This window comes from Plantactinospora endophytica, assembly GCF_016862915.1.
In the GTDB taxonomy this organism is placed as follows: Bacteria; Actinomycetota; Actinomycetes; order Mycobacteriales; family Micromonosporaceae; genus Plantactinospora; species Plantactinospora endophytica.
In genome coordinates this window covers 253,491-272,058 of the sequence record NZ_BONW01000022.1, presented here as the reverse complement: position 1 = coordinate 272,058, position 18,568 = coordinate 253,491, and the positions used below count along the sequence as shown (strand labels likewise).

The following is an 18,568-nucleotide window of genomic DNA, read 5'->3' as shown; positions in this document are numbered from 1 at the left end:
GGCCGGTCCGCCGGTTCCGGCCTGGCGACGACGGGTCAGCGGGGTACGACGACCGCGTCGGGAGCGGGGACGGGTGGTGTACCGGACGGCGGCTCGGCGGTCCGCTCGGTGATCCGGGCCGTCTCGGCGAGCGCCACACCGGCCAGTACCAGCAGCCCGCCGCCGAGCTGGGCGGCGTTGAGCGCCTCGCCGGCACCGAGGGCGATCCAGGCGACCGTGGCGGCGATCACCGGCTCGACCATGCCGAGGATGCCGACACTGGTCGCCGGCAGGTGCCGCAGCCCGCCGGTCACCAGCAGGAACGGCACGATCGAGCCGAGCAGCACGACGTACCCGCAGAGCAGCGCGACCGGCACGCCGCCGCTGGTCTCCGCCAGCGGTGCCCAGCCGCCGGTGCCGTGGGTGACCGCCCGGGTGAGCAGGCCGGCCACGGCGGAGGCGCCGAACGCCCAGGTGGTCAGGGAGAGCGTGTCGTGCTCCCGGACGCCCCGGGCGCCGAGCACGTAGTAGGCGGCCAGCACCACGGCGGCGCCGAGACCGGCGAGTACCCCGAGGCCGTCCAGTTTGAGTTCTCCCCAGATCTCGGCCACGCAGGCCAGACCGGCGAGGCTGGCCGCCAGCCCGACCCAGAGCCGGGGGCGTACCCGCTGGTGCTGCCCGAACCGGGCCCAGAGCGCGACCAGCAGCGGTGCGGTGTATTCGAACAGCAGCGCGATACCGACCGGCATCCGGGAGATGGCGACGAAGTAGAGCATCGGGGTCAGGAAGAACCCGGCCAGGCCGTAGACGACCAGCAGCGGCAGTTGTTTCGGGGTGATCCGCAGTCGGCGGGCACCGGGCCGGAGCAGCAGGCTCAGCACGAGCAGGCCGGCGAACGCGCCCGCCGCCCGGATCAGGGTGAGCTGCGCGGCCTCGATACCGGCCTGGAGCACCAGTTTGGAGACGGTGCCGTTGACGGCGAACAGCACTCCCGAGGAGAGCACCAGGAGTACGCCGAGGGCGGGTCTGCGAGTCGTCACCGGGTGAGGGTAGCCGGCTACCGGTCAGGAGCCGAATAGCTTTTGGTCATTACCGCACCGCCCACTGCCCACCGCCCACTGCCACCGCCCGCCGGCTGCCGCCTTGTCGCCCATGGCTGCCGCCTTGTCGCGCATCGGTCTCGCCGGCTGTCGCCCCGCTGCCGCCGCCCGCTGACCGCCGTCTCGTCGCCCCGCCGATCTCGCAGGCCCGGCGGGGCGGTATCGAGGTCATCCATCGATGACGTTGACTTGATTGAAACGGTTCGATACGTTGCCGACGTCGGGAAAGCCCTTTCCGATCCGGTCCTGTCCCACCGGTGCGCCGAGATCCGACGCCGGGTGCGGCAGCAGGCCGGTGCCGACCGGGCGGCCGACCTTGCCGCCGCGTCGCCTCGACGTACCGGCTCCGGTGGTTGTCCCGGCGTGCCGTCCCCGGCCGTCGCCCGGCACCGGGCCTTCCCGGCCACCGTTCCCAGCTCAGGAGGACCCATGACGTTCACCACCATCCACCGCAGGCCGCCGGACGGCCGCCCGCGACGACGCGCGTGGCGGGCCGGCCTGGTGCTGGCGCTCACGACCGTGCTGGTCGGCGCCGGCACCGCCGTCGCACTGCCGCCTGCGGCGGCGGCCACCATCGACACCAGCGCCTACTACGTGTTCGTCTCCCGGCACAGCGGCAAGGCGCTCGACCTCTACAACTTCGCCACGAACGACGGCGCGCCGATCGTGCAGTGGGCCCGCAGCGACGGCAACCAGCAGCAGTGGCAGTTCGTCGACGCCGGCAGCGGCTACTACAAGATCCGGTCGCGGCACAGCGGCAAGTTCCTGGAGATGCCGAACACCTCGGACGGTACCCAGTTGATCCAGAACGCCGACAACGGCACCACCCGCCAGCACTTCGGGGTCGCCGACTCCGACGGCGGGCACGTACGCCTGATCAGCCGGCACAGCGGCAAGGCGCTGGACGTCTGGGAGTGGTCCACCGCCGACGGCGGGATCATCGCCCAGTTCCAGGACCTGGGTGGCTACAACCAGCAGTGGCAGATGGTCAGGATCGGCTCCGGCGGCGGGGGTAGCGGCTGCGGCAGCGGCTCGTTCAACGCCGAGGCGGTGCTGAACGGCAGCACCTGGACCGCCCGCAACGGCAGCAGCACGGTCTACACCGGCGGCGACATGCGCTCCGCGATGCAGGCCGCGGTGAACAGCCTCTCCTCGGGGCGTACCTCGAAGCAGCGGGTGGTGGTCCGGGGCTCCGGCTCGATGGGCGCCGGTACCCGGCTGTCGCTGCCGAGCTACACGATCCTGGACGTCTGCGGCACGATCAACGTGACCGGTTCCGGCTCCGGCGACCAGGCCCCGGTGTACGCCAGGGGCGCCACCGACATCGAGGTGCAGCACCTGAACCTGACCGGTTCGCCGCTCTACGGCATCTTCATGCGCAACGTGAACAACCTGACGCTGGGTCAGATCGACATGCGACTGAACAGCGGTCTCGGGGTGCGGATCGACAACCACGGCGGCGACCGGGCGGTGAAGGTCCGCAACATCCGGATCGACAACGTGTACGTGCAGGGCACCAGCAGCCAGGGCGTCGAGACGTACGGGGTGGACGGGCTGACCGTCGGCACCGTCACCGCGCGCAGTGTCGGCGAGTCCGGGCTGCTGCTCAACGACACGGTCAACGCCACCGTCGGTACGGTCGACGCGGACAACGCCGGCGCCGGCACCGGGTACGCGGCGTTCCGGATGGCCAACCGCAACGGCCGGGTGGGCAGCAGCTACCCGACGAACATCCGGGTCGGCAACGTGATCGCCCGGGGCGGCGGGCGCGGGATCTTCTGCGTCTCGGAGAGCGGCGGCGCGGTGATCGACCGGGTGACCATCGCGAACACCGGCAACAACTCGATCCTGATCGAGAACTGCTACAACGTCACCATCGCCGGGCAGTCCGGCACGGTGACCGGTGGCGGCGAGGTCCGGATCGCGGCGCGGAGCGAGTTCCCGATCTCCTCCGGCATCACCCTGCAGAACCTGACGGTCTCCAACACCAACATCACGCAGAACCCCTGCGGTGGCGCCAACAACGTCATCCGGAACGTCACCCGGAACAACTCCACGCTGAACTGGTGCTGACCCGTACCCGACAGGTGCACCGGCCGGTCGCGTTCGCTTGCGTTTTTGTCGGTGCCGGGGTGTACTCTCTCCAGTAGTTAGAACGAGTGTTCGATTGGGCGGGGCTCGATGGAAGTCGGCCCGCCGGCCGGGCGCTCGGGCTGACGCCGGGGGCGGCGTTCGCGGCGTAACCCCCGAGTGCGGTTTCGCGGACCGCACGGGATCCGGACCCGCGAATCCGGACCCATCAGGCAGGTCGTCGTCCGCCGCCCACGACCCCCGGGCGGCGGACGACGAACCCGCCGGTTCGGTCGGCCGGGTGTGGTGTGGGGAAGCGTCCACATCCGGCCGGCTACCGCCGATGCGTCTTCCTCCGCAGCGGCCATCTCGACCAGGTGCGTCAACCCCCGGCCGCCGCGCTGGCACAGGCCAGCACGGTCGTTCCGGCCGACGGCGCTGACGCGGTGAAACGGGTACGCGGAGGAGACAGTCCCATGCCGACCAGCCAGGCTCAGGCGCCGACGGTGCCGTCGCACGTGCTGCCGCACCGCACCCCCGCCCAACTACTGACGATCGCCCGGAGAGGGCTGGCGGAGGCCGCCGAGACCCGCCCCGACGGCCTGCGGTACGCCGCCGCACACCTGGCCGCGCTGCGGGCGGCGGCGGCGATGCTCGCCGCCCGGGCCCGTCCCGCACCCACCCGCCGGAACCGGGTCACCAGTGTCTGGGCGCTGCTGGTGGTCGTCGCCCCGGAGTTGGGGGAGTGGGCCAACTACTTCGCCACCGGCGCCACCAAGCGGGCCGCCGCCGAGGCGGGCATTCCCCGGGTGGTGAGCGCCCGGGAGGCCGACGACCTGCTCCGCGCGGCCGAACAGTTCGTCGCGGTGATCGAGGTGGCGCTCGGCGTGGCGCACCAGCCCGTCCTCGACGGGATCGCCGCCTGACCGCGACGGACCGAGTACGGAGACGACGGCGGGCGGCAACGGAACACACGGGGGAGCAGGGTCGAGATGGCGGGGCGGATGGCGGCCGGTTCCGCCGCCCTGGCTGACCTGGTCCGCCCGGCGAGCGGCACCGACCCGGCCGGCGCGCACCGGCTGCTTCCGGTACTCCCCGAGCTGGCCGGACTGCTGCCCAACCGAGGACTGCGCCGGGGCAGTACCGTCGCGGTCGGTCCCGGCCATCCGGCCCGGGGCGGTAGCACGTCGCTGATGCTGGCGCTGCTCGCCGAGGCGTCCCGGGCCGGGTCGTGGTGTGCCGTGGTCGGGGTGCCTACCCTCGGCGCCGCTGCCGCCGCCGACCTCGGCATCGAACTGGACCGGCTCGCCCTCGTCCCCTATCCCGGCCCGGAGTGGGCGACCGTGGTCGCCGCGCTGATCGACGGGGTCGACGTCGTGGTCACGGCGGTGCCCGGCACGGTCTCCGCCTCGGTCGTCAGCCGGCTGGCCGCCCGGGCCCGGCAACGCGGCAGCGTGCTCGTCCCGTACGGCCGCTGGGCCGGTGCCGACGTGACGCTCCAGGTGGTCCGGGGAGCCTGGGAGGGGCTGGAGCAGGGCCGGGGCAGGTTGCGCCGCCGGGAGGTGACGATCTCCGCCCGAGGTCGTGGCGCGGCGGCCCGGCCCAAGGAGATCCGGGTGTGGCTGCCCGGCGACCGGTCGACCCGCGCGACGAAGCCGACGCCGTCCCGGCGTACCTCGCTCACCGTCGTCGGAAAATAACGTCCCGCAGTTTCCGGGCCGGGTCACCATGAATCGAACACACGTTCTAAGATCGCATATCTGCTGGTCGAGGGAGGTGTGCGGTGGCGCCGGTGCGCACGATGCTGCTCTGGTGCCCCGACTGGCCGGTGATCGCGGCGGAGATCGTCGACGGGGTGCCGGCAACCGCCCCGGTCGCGGTGCTGTACGCCAACCGCGTGGTCGCCGCCTCCGCCGCCGCCCGTGCCGAGGGCGTACGCCGAGGGCTGCGCAAGCGGGAGGCGCAGAGCCGCTGCCCCCGGCTGACCGTGCTGGACCACGACCCCGGTCGGGACGTACGCGCCTTCGAGCCGGTGGTCGCCGCCGTCGAGGAGGTGGTGGCCGGGGTCGAGGTGATCCGGCCGGGGGCGTGTGCGGTCGCCGCGCGCGGCCCGAGTCGATACTTCGGTGGCGAGGAGCAGGCCGCCGAACGAATCGTCGAGCACGTCGCGCAGACCTGTGAGGTGGAGAGCCAGATCGGGATCGCCGACGGGGTCTTCGCCGCCGGACTGGCGGCCCGGTCCGGTCGGGTCGTCCCGCCCGGTGCCACCGCCGGGTTCCTCGCCGGCCTGCCCGTCGAGGCGCTGGGCCGGCCGGGGCTGACCGACCTGCTGCGCCGGCTCGGGCTGCGTACCCTGGGCGACTTCGCGGCGCTGCCGGCCGGGGACGTACTGGCCCGGTTCGGTTTCGACGGCACCCTGGCCCATCGGCTGGCCGGCGGTGACGACCACCGTCCGCTCGCGGTCCGCCGCCCGCCGCCGGACCTGGCGGTGACCGAGACGTACGACGATCCGCTCGACCGGGTCGACGCGGCCGCGTTCGCCGCCCGGACGCTCGCCGAGCGGCTGCACGAGACGCTCGCCGGGCACGGGCTGGCCTGCACCCGGCTCGCCATCGAGGCGGTCACCGCGCACGGCCAGGAGTTGCGCCGGGTCTGGCGGCACGACGGGCTGCTGACCGCGGCGGCGATCGCCGACCGGGTGCGCTGGCAGCTCGACGGCTGGCTGACCGGGACCAGCCGGCGGCCCGGCTCCGGTCGGGTCGGCCCGCCCCGGCCGACCGCCGGGATCATCCGGCTGCGGCTGGTTCCCGAGGGGGTGCTGGCGCACGTCGGCCTGCAACCCGGGCTGTGGGGCGAGACGGGGGCGGAGCGGGAGCGGGCACACCGGGCGCTGAGCCGGGTGCAGGGCATCCTCGGTCCCGAGTCGGTGGTGACCGCGGTGCTCGGCGGTGGGCGGTCTCCGGCCGACCAGACCCGGCTGGTGCCCTGGGGCGACGAGCGGGCGCCGGGCCGGCCGGCAGCTCCACCGTGGCCCGGTCGGCTGCCGTCCCCGGCACCGGCCGTCGTGCTGCCCGAGCCGCTGCCGGCGGCGGTCTACGACGCCACCGGAGAACTCGTCCGGGTGACCGCCCGACTGGAGATCAGCGCCCCGCCGGCCCGCCTGGAACTGGCCATCCCAGCGCCCGGCAGAGCCGCGCCTGTGCCGCCGCCGGCCGCTGTGCCCCCGACGGTCACTGCGCCCCCGACGGTCACTGCGCCGTCGAGGGCCGCTGTGTCGTCGAAGGTCGCCGGGGCGTCGACGGTCGCCCTGCCGTCGACGGTCGCCGGGGCATCGACGGCCTCTTTGCCGTCGAAGGTCGACGGGGCGCCGTCGACCTCCGGGATACCGGTAGCCGCCGGGGCCCCGTCGACCTCTGGAGTGCCGTCGACATCTGGAGTGCCGACGGCCCCCACGGCCTCCATGGTCTCCACAGCCTCCACGGCCTTCGTCGGGTCGGTGGAGATCGTCAGTTGGGCCGGTCCGTGGCCGGTCGACGAGCGCTGGTGGGCTCCGGCGGAGGCCCGGCGGCGGGCCCGGTTCCAGGTGGCGCTGACCGACGGGACGGCGCTGCTGCTCTCCCTGGCCGGCGGCACGTGGTGGGTGGAGGCGATCTATGACTAGGCGGGCCGGCATCGGGCGGCCCGTGGTCGAGCGGTCTGTGCCCGGGTGGTCTGTGGTCGGAAGGTCCGTGGTCGGGTGGGCGCGGCGGACCATCACCGGGCGGACGCCGTGGGCTGCGCCAGCCGGCATATCTCCGCCGACAGATATGCCACAGAGGCATAAGTATGCCTCTGTGGCATGGTCCTCAATTGGCATGTGCCTGCTCGGGCGGCCACACCCGGTGACGGTGCACCTGCCGTCGGCGCACCTGCTGCTGGCCCGTCCGGTGACGGTCCACCTGCCGCCGGCCCGTCCGGCGGCTGCGCACATGCCGACGCCCCTCCCGCCGCCGACCCGGACGGCGTTGCCCGGCGGAGACCACCGATGAGCTTCCACAACCCTGACATGCCCTGGTCGGAGCTGGAGCGCGTGCTCTCCGGCCGACCCGGGGGGCCGGGCGAGCCACGGCTGCGCGTGGTGGACCCGCTCGCGGTCGACGCCGACGGCGGCGACTCCCCGGCCTGGACCCGCAGACGGCCCGGTTACACCCCGCCGGAGCCGCCGGCCCCGGTCGAGGGCGCGGTGCCGTACGCCGAACTGCACGCGCACACCAACTTCAGTTTCCTCGACGGGGCCAGCCATCCGGAGGAACTGGCCGAGGAGGCGGCCCGGCTCGGCCTGACCGCACTGGCGGTCACCGACCACGACGGGTTCTACGGGGTGGTGCGGTTCGCCGAGGCGGCCCGGGCACTGCGGCTGCCCACCATCTTCGGCGCCGAACTGTCGCTCGGGCTGCCCGGCCCACAGAACGGCGAACCGGACCCGCTCGGCCGGCACCTGCTGGTCCTCGCGCACGGCCCGGAGGGGTACGCCCGGCTGGCCAGCACCATCGCCCGGGCACAGTTGCGCGGCGGGGAGAAGGGCCGCCCGGTCTACGGCGAGTTGGAAGAGGTCGCCGAGGCGCTGAAGGACCACGTACTCGTGCTCACCGGTTGCCGGAAGGGGACGGTGCCGGCGGCGCTGCTCACCGAGGGGGTCGAGGCGGCGGCCCGGGAACTGGACCGGCTGACCGCGCTGTTCGGGGCGGAGACGGTGGCGGTGGAGTTGACCGACCACGGCGACCCGTACGACGGCGACCGCAACGACGCGCTCGCCGAGTTGGCCGCCACCGCCGGGCTGCCCACCGTGGCAACCAACAACGTGCACTACGCCACCCCGTCCCGGCGACGGCTGGCGACCGCGCTGGCGGCGGTACGCGCCCGGCGCAGCCTGGACGAGATCGACGGCTGGCTGCCGGCGGCCGGTACCGCACACCTGCGTAGCGGCGCGGAGATGGCGGCCCGGTTCGCGGCCTATCCCGGCGCGGTGGCCCGGGCCGCCGAGTTCGGTGCCGAGCTGGCCTTCGACCTGAACCTGGTCGCCCCGCGACTGCCGGACTACCCGGTGCCGCCGGGGCACACCGAGATGAGCTGGCTGCGCGAGCTGACCATGGAGGGCGCGCTGCAACGTTACGGCCCCCGCGACGCGCACCCGGAGGCGTACCGGCAGCTCGAACACGAGCTGGAGATGATCGAGGCGCTCGGTTTCCCCGGCTACTTCCTGGTGGTCTACGACATCGTGAAGTTCTGCCGGGACAACGACATCTACTGCCAGGGCCGGGGCTCGGCGGCGAACTCGGCGGTCTGCTACGCGCTTTGGATCACCAATGTGGACGCCGTCCGGCACCAGCTCCTCTTCGAGCGCTTCCTCGCCCCGGAGCGGGACGGCCCGCCGGACATCGACGTCGACATCGAGTCCGACCGCCGGGAGGAGGTGATCCAGCACGTGTACAAGAAATACGGCCGGGAGCACACCGCGCAGGTCGCCAACGTCATCTCGTACCGGCCCCGGTCGGCGGTGCGGGACATCGCCAAGGCGTTCGGTTTCTCGCCCGGCCAGCAGGACGCCTGGAGCAAGCAGATCGACCGGTGGGGCAGCGTGGCGGCGGTCGACGTGGACGACATCCCCGAGCACGTGATCACCTATGCCAACGAGTTGCAGACGTTTCCCCGGCACCTCGGCATCCACTCCGGCGGGATGGTGATCTGCGACCGGCCGGTGATCGAGGTGTGCCCGGTGGAGTGGGGGCGGATGCCCGGCCGCACCGTGTTGCAGTGGGACAAGGACGACTGCGCCAGCGCCGGGCTGGTCAAGTTCGACCTGCTCGGCCTCGGCATGCTCTCGGCGCTGCACTACGCGTACGACATGATCGAGTCGACCCTCGACCTGAGTTCGATGTCCCTGGACGACCCCGAGGTCTATGCGATGTTGCAGCGGGCCGACTCGGTCGGGGTGTTCCAGGTGGAGAGCCGGGCGCAGATGGCCACCCTGCCCCGGCTGAAGCCGAAATGCTTCTACGACCTGGTGGTCGAGGTGGCGCTGATCCGGCCCGGCCCGATCCAGGGCGGTTCGGTGCACCCGTACATCCGGCGCAAGAACGGGCTGGAGCCGGTCGACTTTCCGCATCCGCTGATGCGTAACGCGCTGGAGAAGACCCTCGGGGTGCCGCTGTTCCAGGAGCAGTTGATGCAGCTCGCGATCGACCTGGCCGGCTTCGACGCCGGTGGCGCCGACGAGCTGCGCCGGGCGATGGGCTCGAAACGCTCGGCCGAGCGGATGGCGCAGATCCGGGACCGGCTCTACGCCGGGATGGCGGAGCGGGGCATCACCGGCGACGTCGCCGACGACGTCTATCTGAAGCTCTCCGCCTTCGCCAGCTTCGGCTTCCCGGAGAGCCACGCGATGAGCTTCGCCTATCTCGTCTACGCCAGCTCCTGGCTCAAGCGCTACCATCCGGCGCCGTTCCTGGCCGCGTTGCTGAACGCCCAGCCGATGGGCTTCTACTCGCCGCAGACCCTGGTCGACGACGCCCGCCGGCACGGTGTCGAGGTACGCCGCCCGGACATCAACGCCAGCAACGCCAAGGCGACGCTGGAATCCACCTATCAGACCCGGTGGGGGAGCGAGCCCGGCGAGCCGCCGCACCGGTGGGGGCTGGGCGGCCCGGCGGTCCGGCTCGGGCTGTCCGGGGTACGCACCATCGGCGACGACCTGGCGGAGAAGATCGAGCGGGAGCGGACGGCGCACGGGGCGTACCGGGACATGGCGGATCTGGCCCGCCGGGTCGGGCTGACCGCCGCACATCTGGAGGCGCTGGCCACCGCGGACGCCTTCGCCTGCTTCGGGCTGACCCGCCGGGCCGCGCTCTGGGCGGCCGGCGCGGCGGCCCAGGACAAGCCGGACCGGCTGCCCGGCACCATCGCCGGAGCCGAGGCGCCGACCCTGCCCGGGATGGACGCGGTGGACCGGCTGGTGGCCGACGTCTGGGCCACCGGGCTCTCCCCGGAGAGTCATCCGGCGCAGTTCGTCCGGGCCCAGCTCGACGCGGTCGACGCGGTACCGATCGCCAGGCTGGCCCGGTGCGAGCCGGGGCAACGGGTCCGGGTCGGCGGCATCGTCACGCATCGACAGCGTCCGGCCACCGCCGGTGGGGTCACCTTCCTCAACCTGGAGGACGAGACCGGCATGCTCAACGTCACCTGCTCACCGGGGCTGTGGCAGCGCTACCGGAAGGTGGCCCGGACCAGCACCGCGCTGATCGTGCGGGGCAAGCTGGAACGGCACGACGGGGTGACCAACCTGGTCGCCGACCGGCTCGACGCGATCACCCCACCGGTCACCCCCGCCTCCCGCGACTTCCGCTAGCCAGCGCATTAGGCTCGTCGGGGTGGAGCGAACTCAGAGCCGTCCGGCCGGCCCGGCGAGCGGCCCGCGTACCGCCGTCGTCTGGACCGTGCTGCGCCGTGAACTTGCCCGGCAGCAGGGCAGGGCGCTCACCGTGCTCGACGTCGGCGGCGGGACCGGCGGATTCGCGGTGCCGCTGGCCGAGGCGGGCCACCGGGTGACGGTGGTCGACGCCAGTCCGGACGCGCTCGCCGCGCTGACCCGGCGGGCCGCCGAGGCCGGGGTCGCCGATCGGGTACGCGCGGTGCAGGGCGACGGTGACGCCCTCGCCGGGCTGGTCGAGCCGGCCAGCGCCGACCTGGTGCTCTGTCATGCCGTGCTGGAGGTGGTCGACGATCCGGCCGGGGTGGTCGGGGCGATCGGCACCGCACTGCGGCCGGGCGGCGCGGCGAGCGTACTGGTGGCGAACCGGGCCGCCGCCGTGCTGAGCCGGGTCACGAACGGGCACCTGGACGTCGCCGCCGCGCTGCTACGGGACCCGGACGGGCACGCCGGATCCCGGGACACCCTGCGGCGGCGTTACGACGCCGACGGCGCCGCCGCGCTGCTGGAGGCCGCCGGGCTGGCGGTGGAGCAGACCCACGGGGTACGCGTCTTCGCCGACCTGATCCCGGCGGTGGCCGCCGAGGCGGACCTGCCGGCCCTGCTCGACCTGGAGTTGGCCGCGTCGGCCCAGCCGCCGTACCGGGACATCGCCGCCCAGTTGCACCTGTTCGCCCGCCGTCCGGCATGACGAGTCCCGGCAACCCACTCGACCTGGTCCGGCCGCACTACTTCGGCGGCAGCCTCGCCGACGTGCTGCCCAGCGCGCTGTCGGTGCTCGGCGTACCGACCGGCGACTCCGGGGCGGTCGACCGGGCCGACCCGCTGGGACTGGCCGGGCAGCTCGCCGGGGTACGCCGGATCGCGGTGCTGCTGGTCGACGGGCTCGGCTGGTACCAGTTGCCGACCGCCGCCCCGCACGCGCCGACGCTGACCGACCTGGCCGCCCGGTTCGGACGCCCGCTCACCTGCGGTTTTCCCTCCACCACCCCGACCAGCCTGGTCAGCCTCGGCACCGGTGCCGCGCCCGGCGCGCACGGCGTGCTCGGCTTCCGGGTCAACGTCCCCGGCACCGACCGGGTACTCACGCACATCGACTGGCCGAGGTCCCCGGTCGACGGCCCGACCTTTCCCGGCGGCGGCCCGGGTTCCCCGGTCGGCGGCGACCGCCCCAGCGGCTCCTGGCCGCCCACCGGAGTCGTCGAGCTGCCCGGCGGCGATACGTTTCCCGGTGCAGGCGCGTTTCCCGGTGTCGACACGTTTCCCGGTGTCGGCGGGCCGGCGAGCCCGGCGGTGCCGCACCTTCCCGGGGCGCCGGCCGGTGGCCCGGTGCCCACGCCCGCCGCCGGATCGGGCGACGACCCGGATCCGCACCGGTGGCAGCCGTTGCCGACCCAGTTGCAGCGGGCCGAGGCGGCCGGGGTCGCGGTGACCGTGGTCAGCCGGCCGGCGCTGGCGAACACCGGACTGAGCGTGGCCGCCTACCGGGGCGGAACGCATCGGGGCGCCGACGACGTAGACGCGCTGGCCACCGAGATGCTCGGCGCGCTCACCGCCGGGGACGGCCCGACCCTGGTCTACGGCTACCACGCGGACGTGGACCGGCACGGCCACCACAGCGGCATCGACTCCGCCGACTGGCGGGCCGCCGTCACCGAGGTCGACGCGCTGGTCGCCCGGCTGGTCGACGGGCTGCCGCCGGACGCCGCGCTGCTGGTCACCGCCGACCACGGGCAGCTCGACATCCCGGCCGAGGGCCGGTACGACCTGGACACCGACCTCCGGCTGCGGGCCGGGGTACGGGTGGTGGCCGGCGAGGCCCGGGTCCGCTACCTGCACACCCTGCCCGGGGCGACCGCCGACGTGGTGGCCGCCTGGACCGAGGTGCTCGGCGAGCAGGCGTGGGTCGCCACCCGGGAGGAGGCGGTCGCGGCCGGCTGGTTCGGCCCGGTACCCGAGGCACACCTGCCGCGCATCGGTGACGTGGTGGTCGCCTGCCTCGCCCCGACCGTCGTACTCGCCTCGAAGACGAACCATCCGATCGAGACGACGCTTGTCGCCTACCACGGCTCGTGTACGGCCACCGAGATGACGATCCCGCTGCTGGTCGTACCGCCACTGCGAGGTTGACCCCGCGCCCGGCTCAGGCTCCGGCCGCGGCGAGTCGGGCCAGGTGCTCGTCGGTGAGGGTGAGGTCGAGCGCCGGTAGTGCGGCGGCGTACTGCTCCGGGGTGCGGGGGCCGAACAGCGTGACGAACTCCGGCTCCCGCTGGTGCAGCAGCCAGGCCAGCACGAGCTGGTTGCCGGTGACTCCCAGTTCGGCGGCCAGCTCGGCGACGGCGGCGAACCGGGCGTCGGTGTCCGCCCCCCGGTACGACTCCATCACGTGGTGGTCCCGCCGCTTCGCCAGGTCGTCGTAGCTGCCCTTCAGGATCGGCGAGTACGCCACCAGCGTCACCCCGTCGTTCGCCCGCAGGTAGTCGAGCTGTTCGTCGTCCACAATCGACAGCGTGTCGGCGCCGGGGCGGGGGCGCAGGTAGGAGTGCTGCTGTTGCAGGGCGACCGGGGCCGGCCAACCGTACCGGTCGGCGAGCTGGCGGATCCGCTCCAGCCGCCAGGTGCGGACGTTGGACCAGCCGACGTACCGGATCTTGCCGGCTGCGACCAGTCCGGCCAGCGCCTCCAGGGTCTCCTCCAGCCGGGTGTTCCGGTCGTCGACATGCACGTAGTAGAGGTCCACGTGGTCGGTGCCGAGCCGGCGCAGGCTGTCGTCGAGCGCGCGGCGCAGCGTGTCGCCGCCGGCCCCCTCGTACTGCCGGCTGGCCGCCTGCGGGTCGTGCGGGTTGTCCCGTACCGCGGCCACGTCCCGGATCCAGGCGCTGCCCTTGGTGGCCAGGAACACCTCGTCGCGCCGCCCGGTGCGGTGCAACCAGCGGCCGAGCAGCCGCTCGCTCTCACCGCCGACGAAGGGCGGGCCGGGCCACCAGGCGTAGCAGTTCGCGGTGTCCAGGAACGTGCCGCCGCCGTCGAGGTAGCGGTCGAGGATCGCGTACGACGACTCGTCGTCGGCGAGCGTGCCCATCAGCATGCAGCCGAGCGCGAACTGGCTGACCTGCTCACCGGTCTGCCCGAGTGGCACCGTCTTCATCGGCTTCCTCCCCGTGTCCGTGCTGTGCCGGACCGCCAATGGTAGGAGCCGAAGCAGGCGGGGGCCACCGGGGTCGGGCTCGCGGTTCCGTCGTACCCCCGGGTTAACCTGCCGGTATGGGTCGTAGCCAGTCCGTGCCGCGCGGCAGTGATCCGCGCTTCGGCCCGGACGCCGACGACTCCGGCTCGCCGATCCTGCACGTCGACATGGACGCGTTCTTCGTCGCGGTCGAGGTGCGCCGCCGACCCGACCTGCGGGGCCGGCCCGTCGTGGTCGGCGGGGTCGGCCCGCGCGGCGTGGTCAGTTCGGCCAGCTACGAGGCCCGGGAGTACGGCGTCCGCAGCGCGATGCCGACGATGCGGGCCCGGGCGCTCTGCCCGTCGGCGGTCTTCCTGCCGCCCGACTTCGCGCAGGTCACGGCCGCCTCCCGGGCGGTGATGGAGATCTTCCGCGACGTGACCCCGCTGGTGGAGCCGCTCTCGCTGGACGAGGCGTTCCTCGACGTGGCCGGGGCACGCAAGCTGCTCGGCCGGCCGGCGGAGATCGCCCGGCTGATCCGGGCCCGGGTCGCCGAGCAGGAGGGTCTGACCTGTTCGATCGGAGTGGCGCCGACCAAGTTCGTGGCCAAGCTCGGTTCCACCCGGGCCAAGCCGGACGGGCTGCTGGTGGTGCCGGCCGGCCAGGTGCTGGAGTTCCTGCACCCGCTGCCGGTGGAGGCGCTCTGGGGAGTGGGGGAGCGGGCGGCGGAGACGCTGCGCCGGCTCGGCCTGCGTACGGTCCGGGACATCGCCGAGGCGCCGGTCGGGCTGCTCCGGAGCAACCTGGGCGAGGCGGCCGCCGCCCACCTGCACGAGCTGGCCTGGGGGCGGGATCCGCGTCGGGTCAGTCCGGAGCACGCGGAGAAGTCGATCGGCGCCGAGGTCACCTTCGACACCGACCTGGCCGATCCGGAGACGATCCGGCGGGCACTGCTGGCGCTCGCCGAGAAGGTCGGCGTCCGGCTGCGCCGGGCCGGGCAGGTCGGCCGGACGGTGTCGATCAAGGTACGCTTCGCCGACTTCCGGACGGTCAACCGGTCCCGCACCCTCGGCGGTCCGACCGACGTCACCCGGGAGGTGTTCGACACCGCCTGGGCGCTCTTCGACGCTCTCGGCCCGGGTGACCGGATCCGCCTGATCGGCGTCCGCGTCGAGGGGCTCAGCGACGGCGACCAGACGCCGCGACAGCTCGCACTCGACGCGCCCGAGCACGGTTGGCGCGAAGCGGAGGCCGCCGCCGACGCCGCGGCTGCCCGATTCGGGCGTTCCATGGTGCGTCCGGCGAGTCTGTTGGGGCGCGGCGACCTGCGGCGGACGGAAAATCCGGCGCGGCCATAGGTCGTCCCGCTTTCCGACCCGCGACCCCCCTCGTAGACTGGCGGGTAAGCAGCCGGTTGGCTGCCACGGTCTGTCGGTCCGAGCGGACCGGCCAGCATGACCGGGGAGGAGTGCCGTGCCGCTCTCGGAGCACGAGCAGCGGCTGTTCGAGCAGATCGAGCAGTCGCTTGCCGAGGACCCTAAGTTCGCCTCGGCTGTGCGCGCCAGCGATCCGCGTTTCCACGCGCGGCGTCGCCTGCTCGTCGCGGTCAGCGTGATCATCGCTGGCCTAGCATTGGTCGTCTACGGCACGGTGAGCAAAACTCCGCTGCTCGGAGTAGCGGGCTTCGTGGTGATGCTCGGTGCGGCCGCGTTCGCGATGCTGTCGCAGCGTAAGGCGCAGTCACCGGATCTGCACGTGGTCGGCGGCACCACCAGCCGCCGGGTTCGCGGGCGACGCCTGTCGTTGATCGACCGACTCGAGGAGAGGTGGCGTCAGCGGCCGGAAGGCCACCGCTGACCGTTTCCCGTCCGGGGGGCCAACCCCGCTGACGGGGTCGCCGGGATCAGTCCCGGCGACCACTGACGATTCTCCATGCCTGCACACCATCGTCGGCGGCTTGCCACCGCCGGCCATTCGCGTCTTCCGGGCCTGCCCGACCTGCCGTTGTCCGCCGCACCCGGCCTGCCGCCGTTGTCCGCTGCGCCCAGCCCGGCGTTGTCCGCCGCACCCGGCCCGGCGTTGTCCGACCGCACCCGGCCTGCCGTGATCGGCGGCGCGACCTGCCGGCCGGACGACCTGCCCAACCTCCGGTAGCCCGAAGGGCCCACCCCGGCGCTCGCGGGGTGGGCCCTTCGGGTTGGTGCGGGTCGGGTGGACCGGGTGATCCGGCCTCCCGGCTCAGCGGGACGGGCGGTTGGCCAGCACCCGCCGAGGGCTCCAGCGCAGCAGGCGGTCCCGGAACCGGCCGGTGAACCCGACGAAACCGGCCGACAGGTCCATCGCCGCCAACCGCCAGCGGTACAGCACCGACGGCGGGAGGGTGGCCGCCACCAGCCGGGTACGCCGGTCGGCCCCGGCGCTCAGCGCCCGGCGTACCGAGCGGAGGGCGTCGGCCAGCGGGCCGTGCCGAAGCGGCTCGCGGGCGTACCTGGCCCGTTCCTCGGCGTGCCCGAGCAGGCGTACCGCCTCGTCGGCGGTGCCGGCGGTCAGCCCCTCCCGGACCAGTCGGTCGGCGGTGGCCCGGGGCGTCTCGGCCGGATCGACCCGGACCCGGAAGTCGACCAGGGTGTCGACCAACTCGTCCCAGGCGGCGTGCGCGTCGGCCCGGGCCCGGGCCAGTTCGGAGTCGCTGAGCACCACCCGGGCCACCCCGGGCGGTACGTCCCCGTCCGCCGTCACCGAGGCCAGGGTGCTGGCCGCGGCGGCGGCCCGGACCTGACGGCGCCGCCGGAGCAGCACCCGCCGCAGTGCCGGCACGGTGAGCAGCAGGACCAGCAGCACCGCCACGGCCACCACCCAGAGCGGCCAGCGGGGACCACTGTCCGGGGCGATCCCGGCACCGCCGTCGAACGCCTCGTCGAGCGGGCGCTCCGCGCCGTCCGGCGACTCCGCACCGGCCGACGGGTCGGCGGTCGGGCCGGCCGAGGCCGACGGGGCGGTCGGGGACTGCTCGGGCGCGTCCGGGTCCGGTGCCCACTCGGAACGCCACGACCCGGTGATGCTGGCCGCCGGGGTCGGGTCGAACGGTACCCAGCCGATGCCGGTGAAGTAGACCTCGGTCCAGGCGTGCAGGTTGTTGTTGGTCAGGGTGTACGTGTTGCTCGACCGGTTGGCGCTGGTGAAGCCGAACGCGACCCGGGCCGGTACGCCCGCCTCGCGGACCAGCCAGGTCATCGCGGCGGCGTACTGCTGGCAGAAGCCGACCTTGTTGGTGAGGAAGTTGACGATGTCCTGCCCGCTGGTGCCGCCCTCGGTGTTCAGGGCGTAGCTGAACCCGTTCTTCCGGGAGAAGTGGTCGTAGATGGCCCGTACCCGGTCGTAGTCGTTGCGCTTGCCGGTGGTCAGCCGTCCGACGAGTTCCTCCACCTCCCGCACCGGCTCGACCGTCGTGTACAGCTTCCGGAACGCGTGCTCCGGCGCGAGCTGCGGTGCCGCCGCGAGCGCGGCCGGGGTGTACTCCGAGCGGACGAACTCGAACGAGTACTTCTTGTTCCGCGAGGACGCCCGCTCCGAGTAGAGGACCTGCATGGTCGGGTCGTAGCGCCAGTTCCCGTCGACGTTGCGGGTGCTCACCGGTGCGGTGTAGACCGGCAGGAACGGCATGGCGAAGTCGACGATCTCCACCTCGGCCTGGTACTGGGTACGGGTGATGCCGGCGTTCTGCTCCCGGCTCATGTCGCGCGGGTCGGGCAGTCCCTGGGTCACCGGCGCGCCCTCCGGCGAGCGCGGCCCGAAGCCGGTACGCCCGAAGTCGTCGGCGACGGCGAACCGCAGGTAGAACGGGTCGGGGTCGTTGGTGGTCACCTTGACCATGTCGCGCTGCTCGGAACGGTTGAGTTCGCCACTGAGCTGGGCGAAGAGGTTGACCCGGCCCGGCGAGCCGCCCTGCCCGGGCCGACCGTTGCCCTCGCCACCACCACCGGTGCCGAGCTGGCTGAGCAGCCCCGAGGTCATCCCCGGTACGGCCAGCGGCAGCAGTACGGCGACCGCGACGCCGATCACCGCCAACCGCCGGCCGGCGGCGGCCAGCGGGGACGGCTCCCACACGTCCACGTCCCGCCCGTCGCCGGTGAACCGCCGTCCGAAGTGGCGTACCCGGTCCACGTTGTCGGCGGCGAGCAGCCACAGGAAGCCGACCGCCCCGATCACGAACGGCACCGCCGAGACGCTGTCGACGTGCACCGCCACCGGCACCGAGTAGATCGCCAGCATCGGCAGCCCGGCCAGGGCGGGACGGCGCATCCCGACGGTGAGCAGGTCCACCACGATCGCCACCCCGCCGACGCCGAGCGCGGTGATGAACAGCAGCGAGTCGAGGTCCTGCACCGGGACGCCGTACGAGCGCATGTCCTCGCCGGAGCTGGCGAGCAGCGAGCCGAAGTGGGTGAGGGTGCCCGGCGTGGGCAGCAGGGAGACCAGTTCCTGCCCGCTCGGGAAGATCCAGGTGAGCCCGAGCAGCAGCGCCGCGACCATGCTGAGCCCCTGGGCCCACACCGGCGCCCGCCACCACCGGGTCAGCGTGGCCGCGCCGGCGATCAGCCCCACGACGACGGCGCACTGCACCAGCCAGGTCCACCGGTCGTAGATGGTGGACATCGGGGCGGCGGCGAGCAGGGTCGCCGCTGCCGCCACGAACCCCAGGTGTCGGCGTCCCCTCATCAGTTCTCCCTGTCCGTGCCGGCGCTGCCGGTCCGCTTCATCCCGCCGCCCTCATCCCGTCGCCGGTAC

Annotated in this window: 13 protein-coding genes; 9 read left to right on the top strand and 4 right to left on the bottom strand. The window is 73.4% G+C overall.

All coding sequences use genetic code 11. The features are described 5' to 3' along the window. Nucleotides 1-35: 35 nt before the first annotated feature. Complete coding sequence (locus Pen02_RS24860; protein ID WP_203868477.1) at nucleotides 36-1,019, bottom strand: EamA family transporter; 984 nt, start codon at nucleotides 1,017-1,019, stop codon at nucleotides 36-38. A 228-nt stretch (nucleotides 1,020-1,247) separates the two neighbouring features. Further along, the gene (locus tag Pen02_RS24855) at nucleotides 1,248-1,469 is read right to left on the bottom strand and encodes a hypothetical protein (protein WP_203868476.1); all 222 of its coding nucleotides are present in this window, start codon (nucleotides 1,467-1,469) and stop codon (nucleotides 1,248-1,250) included. Between the two features lie 39 nt (nucleotides 1,470-1,508). Between Pen02_RS24855 and Pen02_RS24850 the strand changes: the two genes are divergently transcribed. From Pen02_RS24850 to Pen02_RS24820, 7 genes are all read left to right on the top strand, one after another. Continuing rightward, on the top strand, nucleotides 1,509-3,152 hold the full coding sequence (locus Pen02_RS24850) for an RICIN domain-containing protein (RefSeq protein ID WP_203868475.1): 1,644 nt from the start codon (nucleotides 1,509-1,511) through the stop codon (nucleotides 3,150-3,152). A 473-nt stretch (nucleotides 3,153-3,625) separates the two neighbouring features. Next, entirely contained in the window at nucleotides 3,626-4,075 is a 450-nt protein-coding gene (locus tag Pen02_RS24845) for an SAV_6107 family HEPN domain-containing protein (RefSeq protein ID WP_203868532.1), read from the top strand. 66 nt (nucleotides 4,076-4,141) lie between these two features. Then, complete coding sequence (imuA', locus tag Pen02_RS24840; protein WP_239141216.1) at nucleotides 4,142-4,849, top strand: DnaE2-dependent mutagenesis accessory factor ImuA'; 708 nt, start codon at nucleotides 4,142-4,144, stop codon at nucleotides 4,847-4,849. 83 nt (nucleotides 4,850-4,932) lie between these two features. Next, nucleotides 4,933-6,810, top strand: a complete 1,878-nt coding sequence (locus Pen02_RS24835; RefSeq protein WP_239141214.1) for a DNA polymerase Y family protein — start codon at nucleotides 4,933-4,935, stop codon at nucleotides 6,808-6,810. A 363-nt stretch (nucleotides 6,811-7,173) separates the two neighbouring features. Next, nucleotides 7,174-10,533 (top strand): error-prone DNA polymerase, encoded by a 3,360-nt coding sequence (locus Pen02_RS24830; protein WP_203868474.1) that lies wholly within the window; start codon nucleotides 7,174-7,176, stop codon nucleotides 10,531-10,533. Nucleotides 10,534-10,540: 7 nt separating this feature from the next. Beyond that, on the top strand, nucleotides 10,541-11,305 hold the full coding sequence (locus Pen02_RS24825) for a methyltransferase domain-containing protein (RefSeq protein ID WP_372445660.1): 765 nt from the start codon (nucleotides 10,541-10,543) through the stop codon (nucleotides 11,303-11,305). Continuing rightward, nucleotides 11,302-12,744 (top strand): alkaline phosphatase family protein, encoded by a 1,443-nt coding sequence (locus tag Pen02_RS24820; protein WP_203868472.1) that lies wholly within the window; start codon nucleotides 11,302-11,304, stop codon nucleotides 12,742-12,744. The genes Pen02_RS24825 and Pen02_RS24820 overlap by 4 nt, the downstream gene beginning before the upstream one ends. Nucleotides 12,745-12,757: 13 nt before the next feature. On the opposite strand, the gene Pen02_RS24815 is transcribed toward Pen02_RS24820, so the two are convergent. Continuing rightward, a complete protein-coding gene (locus tag Pen02_RS24815) occupies nucleotides 12,758-13,762 on the bottom strand; it encodes an aldo/keto reductase (RefSeq protein WP_203868471.1) in 1,005 nt (334 codons plus the stop codon). Between the two features lie 116 nt (nucleotides 13,763-13,878). Here Pen02_RS24815 and Pen02_RS24810 point away from each other — a divergent pair, with 116 nt between their 5' ends. Both Pen02_RS24810 and Pen02_RS24805 read left to right on the top strand, forming a co-directional pair. Then, nucleotides 13,879-15,138, top strand: coding sequence for a DNA polymerase IV (locus tag Pen02_RS24810; protein WP_203868470.1), 1,260 nt, complete (start codon nucleotides 13,879-13,881; stop codon nucleotides 15,136-15,138). Nucleotides 15,139-15,253: 115 nt separating this feature from the next. Further along, nucleotides 15,254-15,637, top strand: coding sequence for an SCO2097 family morphological protein (locus Pen02_RS24805; RefSeq protein ID WP_203868469.1), 384 nt, complete (start codon nucleotides 15,254-15,256; stop codon nucleotides 15,635-15,637). Between the two features lie 381 nt (nucleotides 15,638-16,018). On the opposite strand, the gene Pen02_RS24800 is transcribed toward Pen02_RS24805, so the two are convergent. After that, entirely contained in the window at nucleotides 16,019-18,499 is a 2,481-nt protein-coding gene (locus Pen02_RS24800; RefSeq protein WP_203868468.1) for a transglutaminase TgpA family protein, read from the bottom strand. Between the last annotated feature and the right edge of the window lie 69 nt (nucleotides 18,500-18,568).

What these genes read in the sequence shown, in the direction of transcription:
- Pen02_RS24820 (WP_203868472.1), top strand. Translation starts at nt 11,302, where the DNA reads ATGACGAGTCCCGGCAACCCACTCGACCTGGTCCGGCCGCACTACTTC.
- Pen02_RS24845 (WP_203868532.1), top strand. Translation starts at nt 3,626, where the DNA reads ATGCCGACCAGCCAGGCTCAGGCGCCGACGGTGCCGTCGCACGTGCTG.
- Pen02_RS24850 (WP_203868475.1), top strand. Translation starts at nt 1,509, where the DNA reads ATGACGTTCACCACCATCCACCGCAGGCCGCCGGACGGCCGCCCGCGA.
- Pen02_RS24800 (WP_203868468.1), bottom strand. Translation starts at nt 18,499, where the DNA reads ATGAGGGGACGCCGACACCTGGGGTTCGTGGCGGCAGCGGCGACCCTG.
- Pen02_RS24815 (WP_203868471.1), bottom strand. Translation starts at nt 13,762, where the DNA reads ATGAAGACGGTGCCACTCGGGCAGACCGGTGAGCAGGTCAGCCAGTTC.
- Pen02_RS24830 (WP_203868474.1), top strand. Translation starts at nt 7,174, where the DNA reads ATGAGCTTCCACAACCCTGACATGCCCTGGTCGGAGCTGGAGCGCGTG.
- imuA' (WP_239141216.1), top strand. Translation starts at nt 4,142, where the DNA reads ATGGCGGGGCGGATGGCGGCCGGTTCCGCCGCCCTGGCTGACCTGGTC.
- Pen02_RS24810 (WP_203868470.1), top strand. Translation starts at nt 13,879, where the DNA reads ATGGGTCGTAGCCAGTCCGTGCCGCGCGGCAGTGATCCGCGCTTCGGC.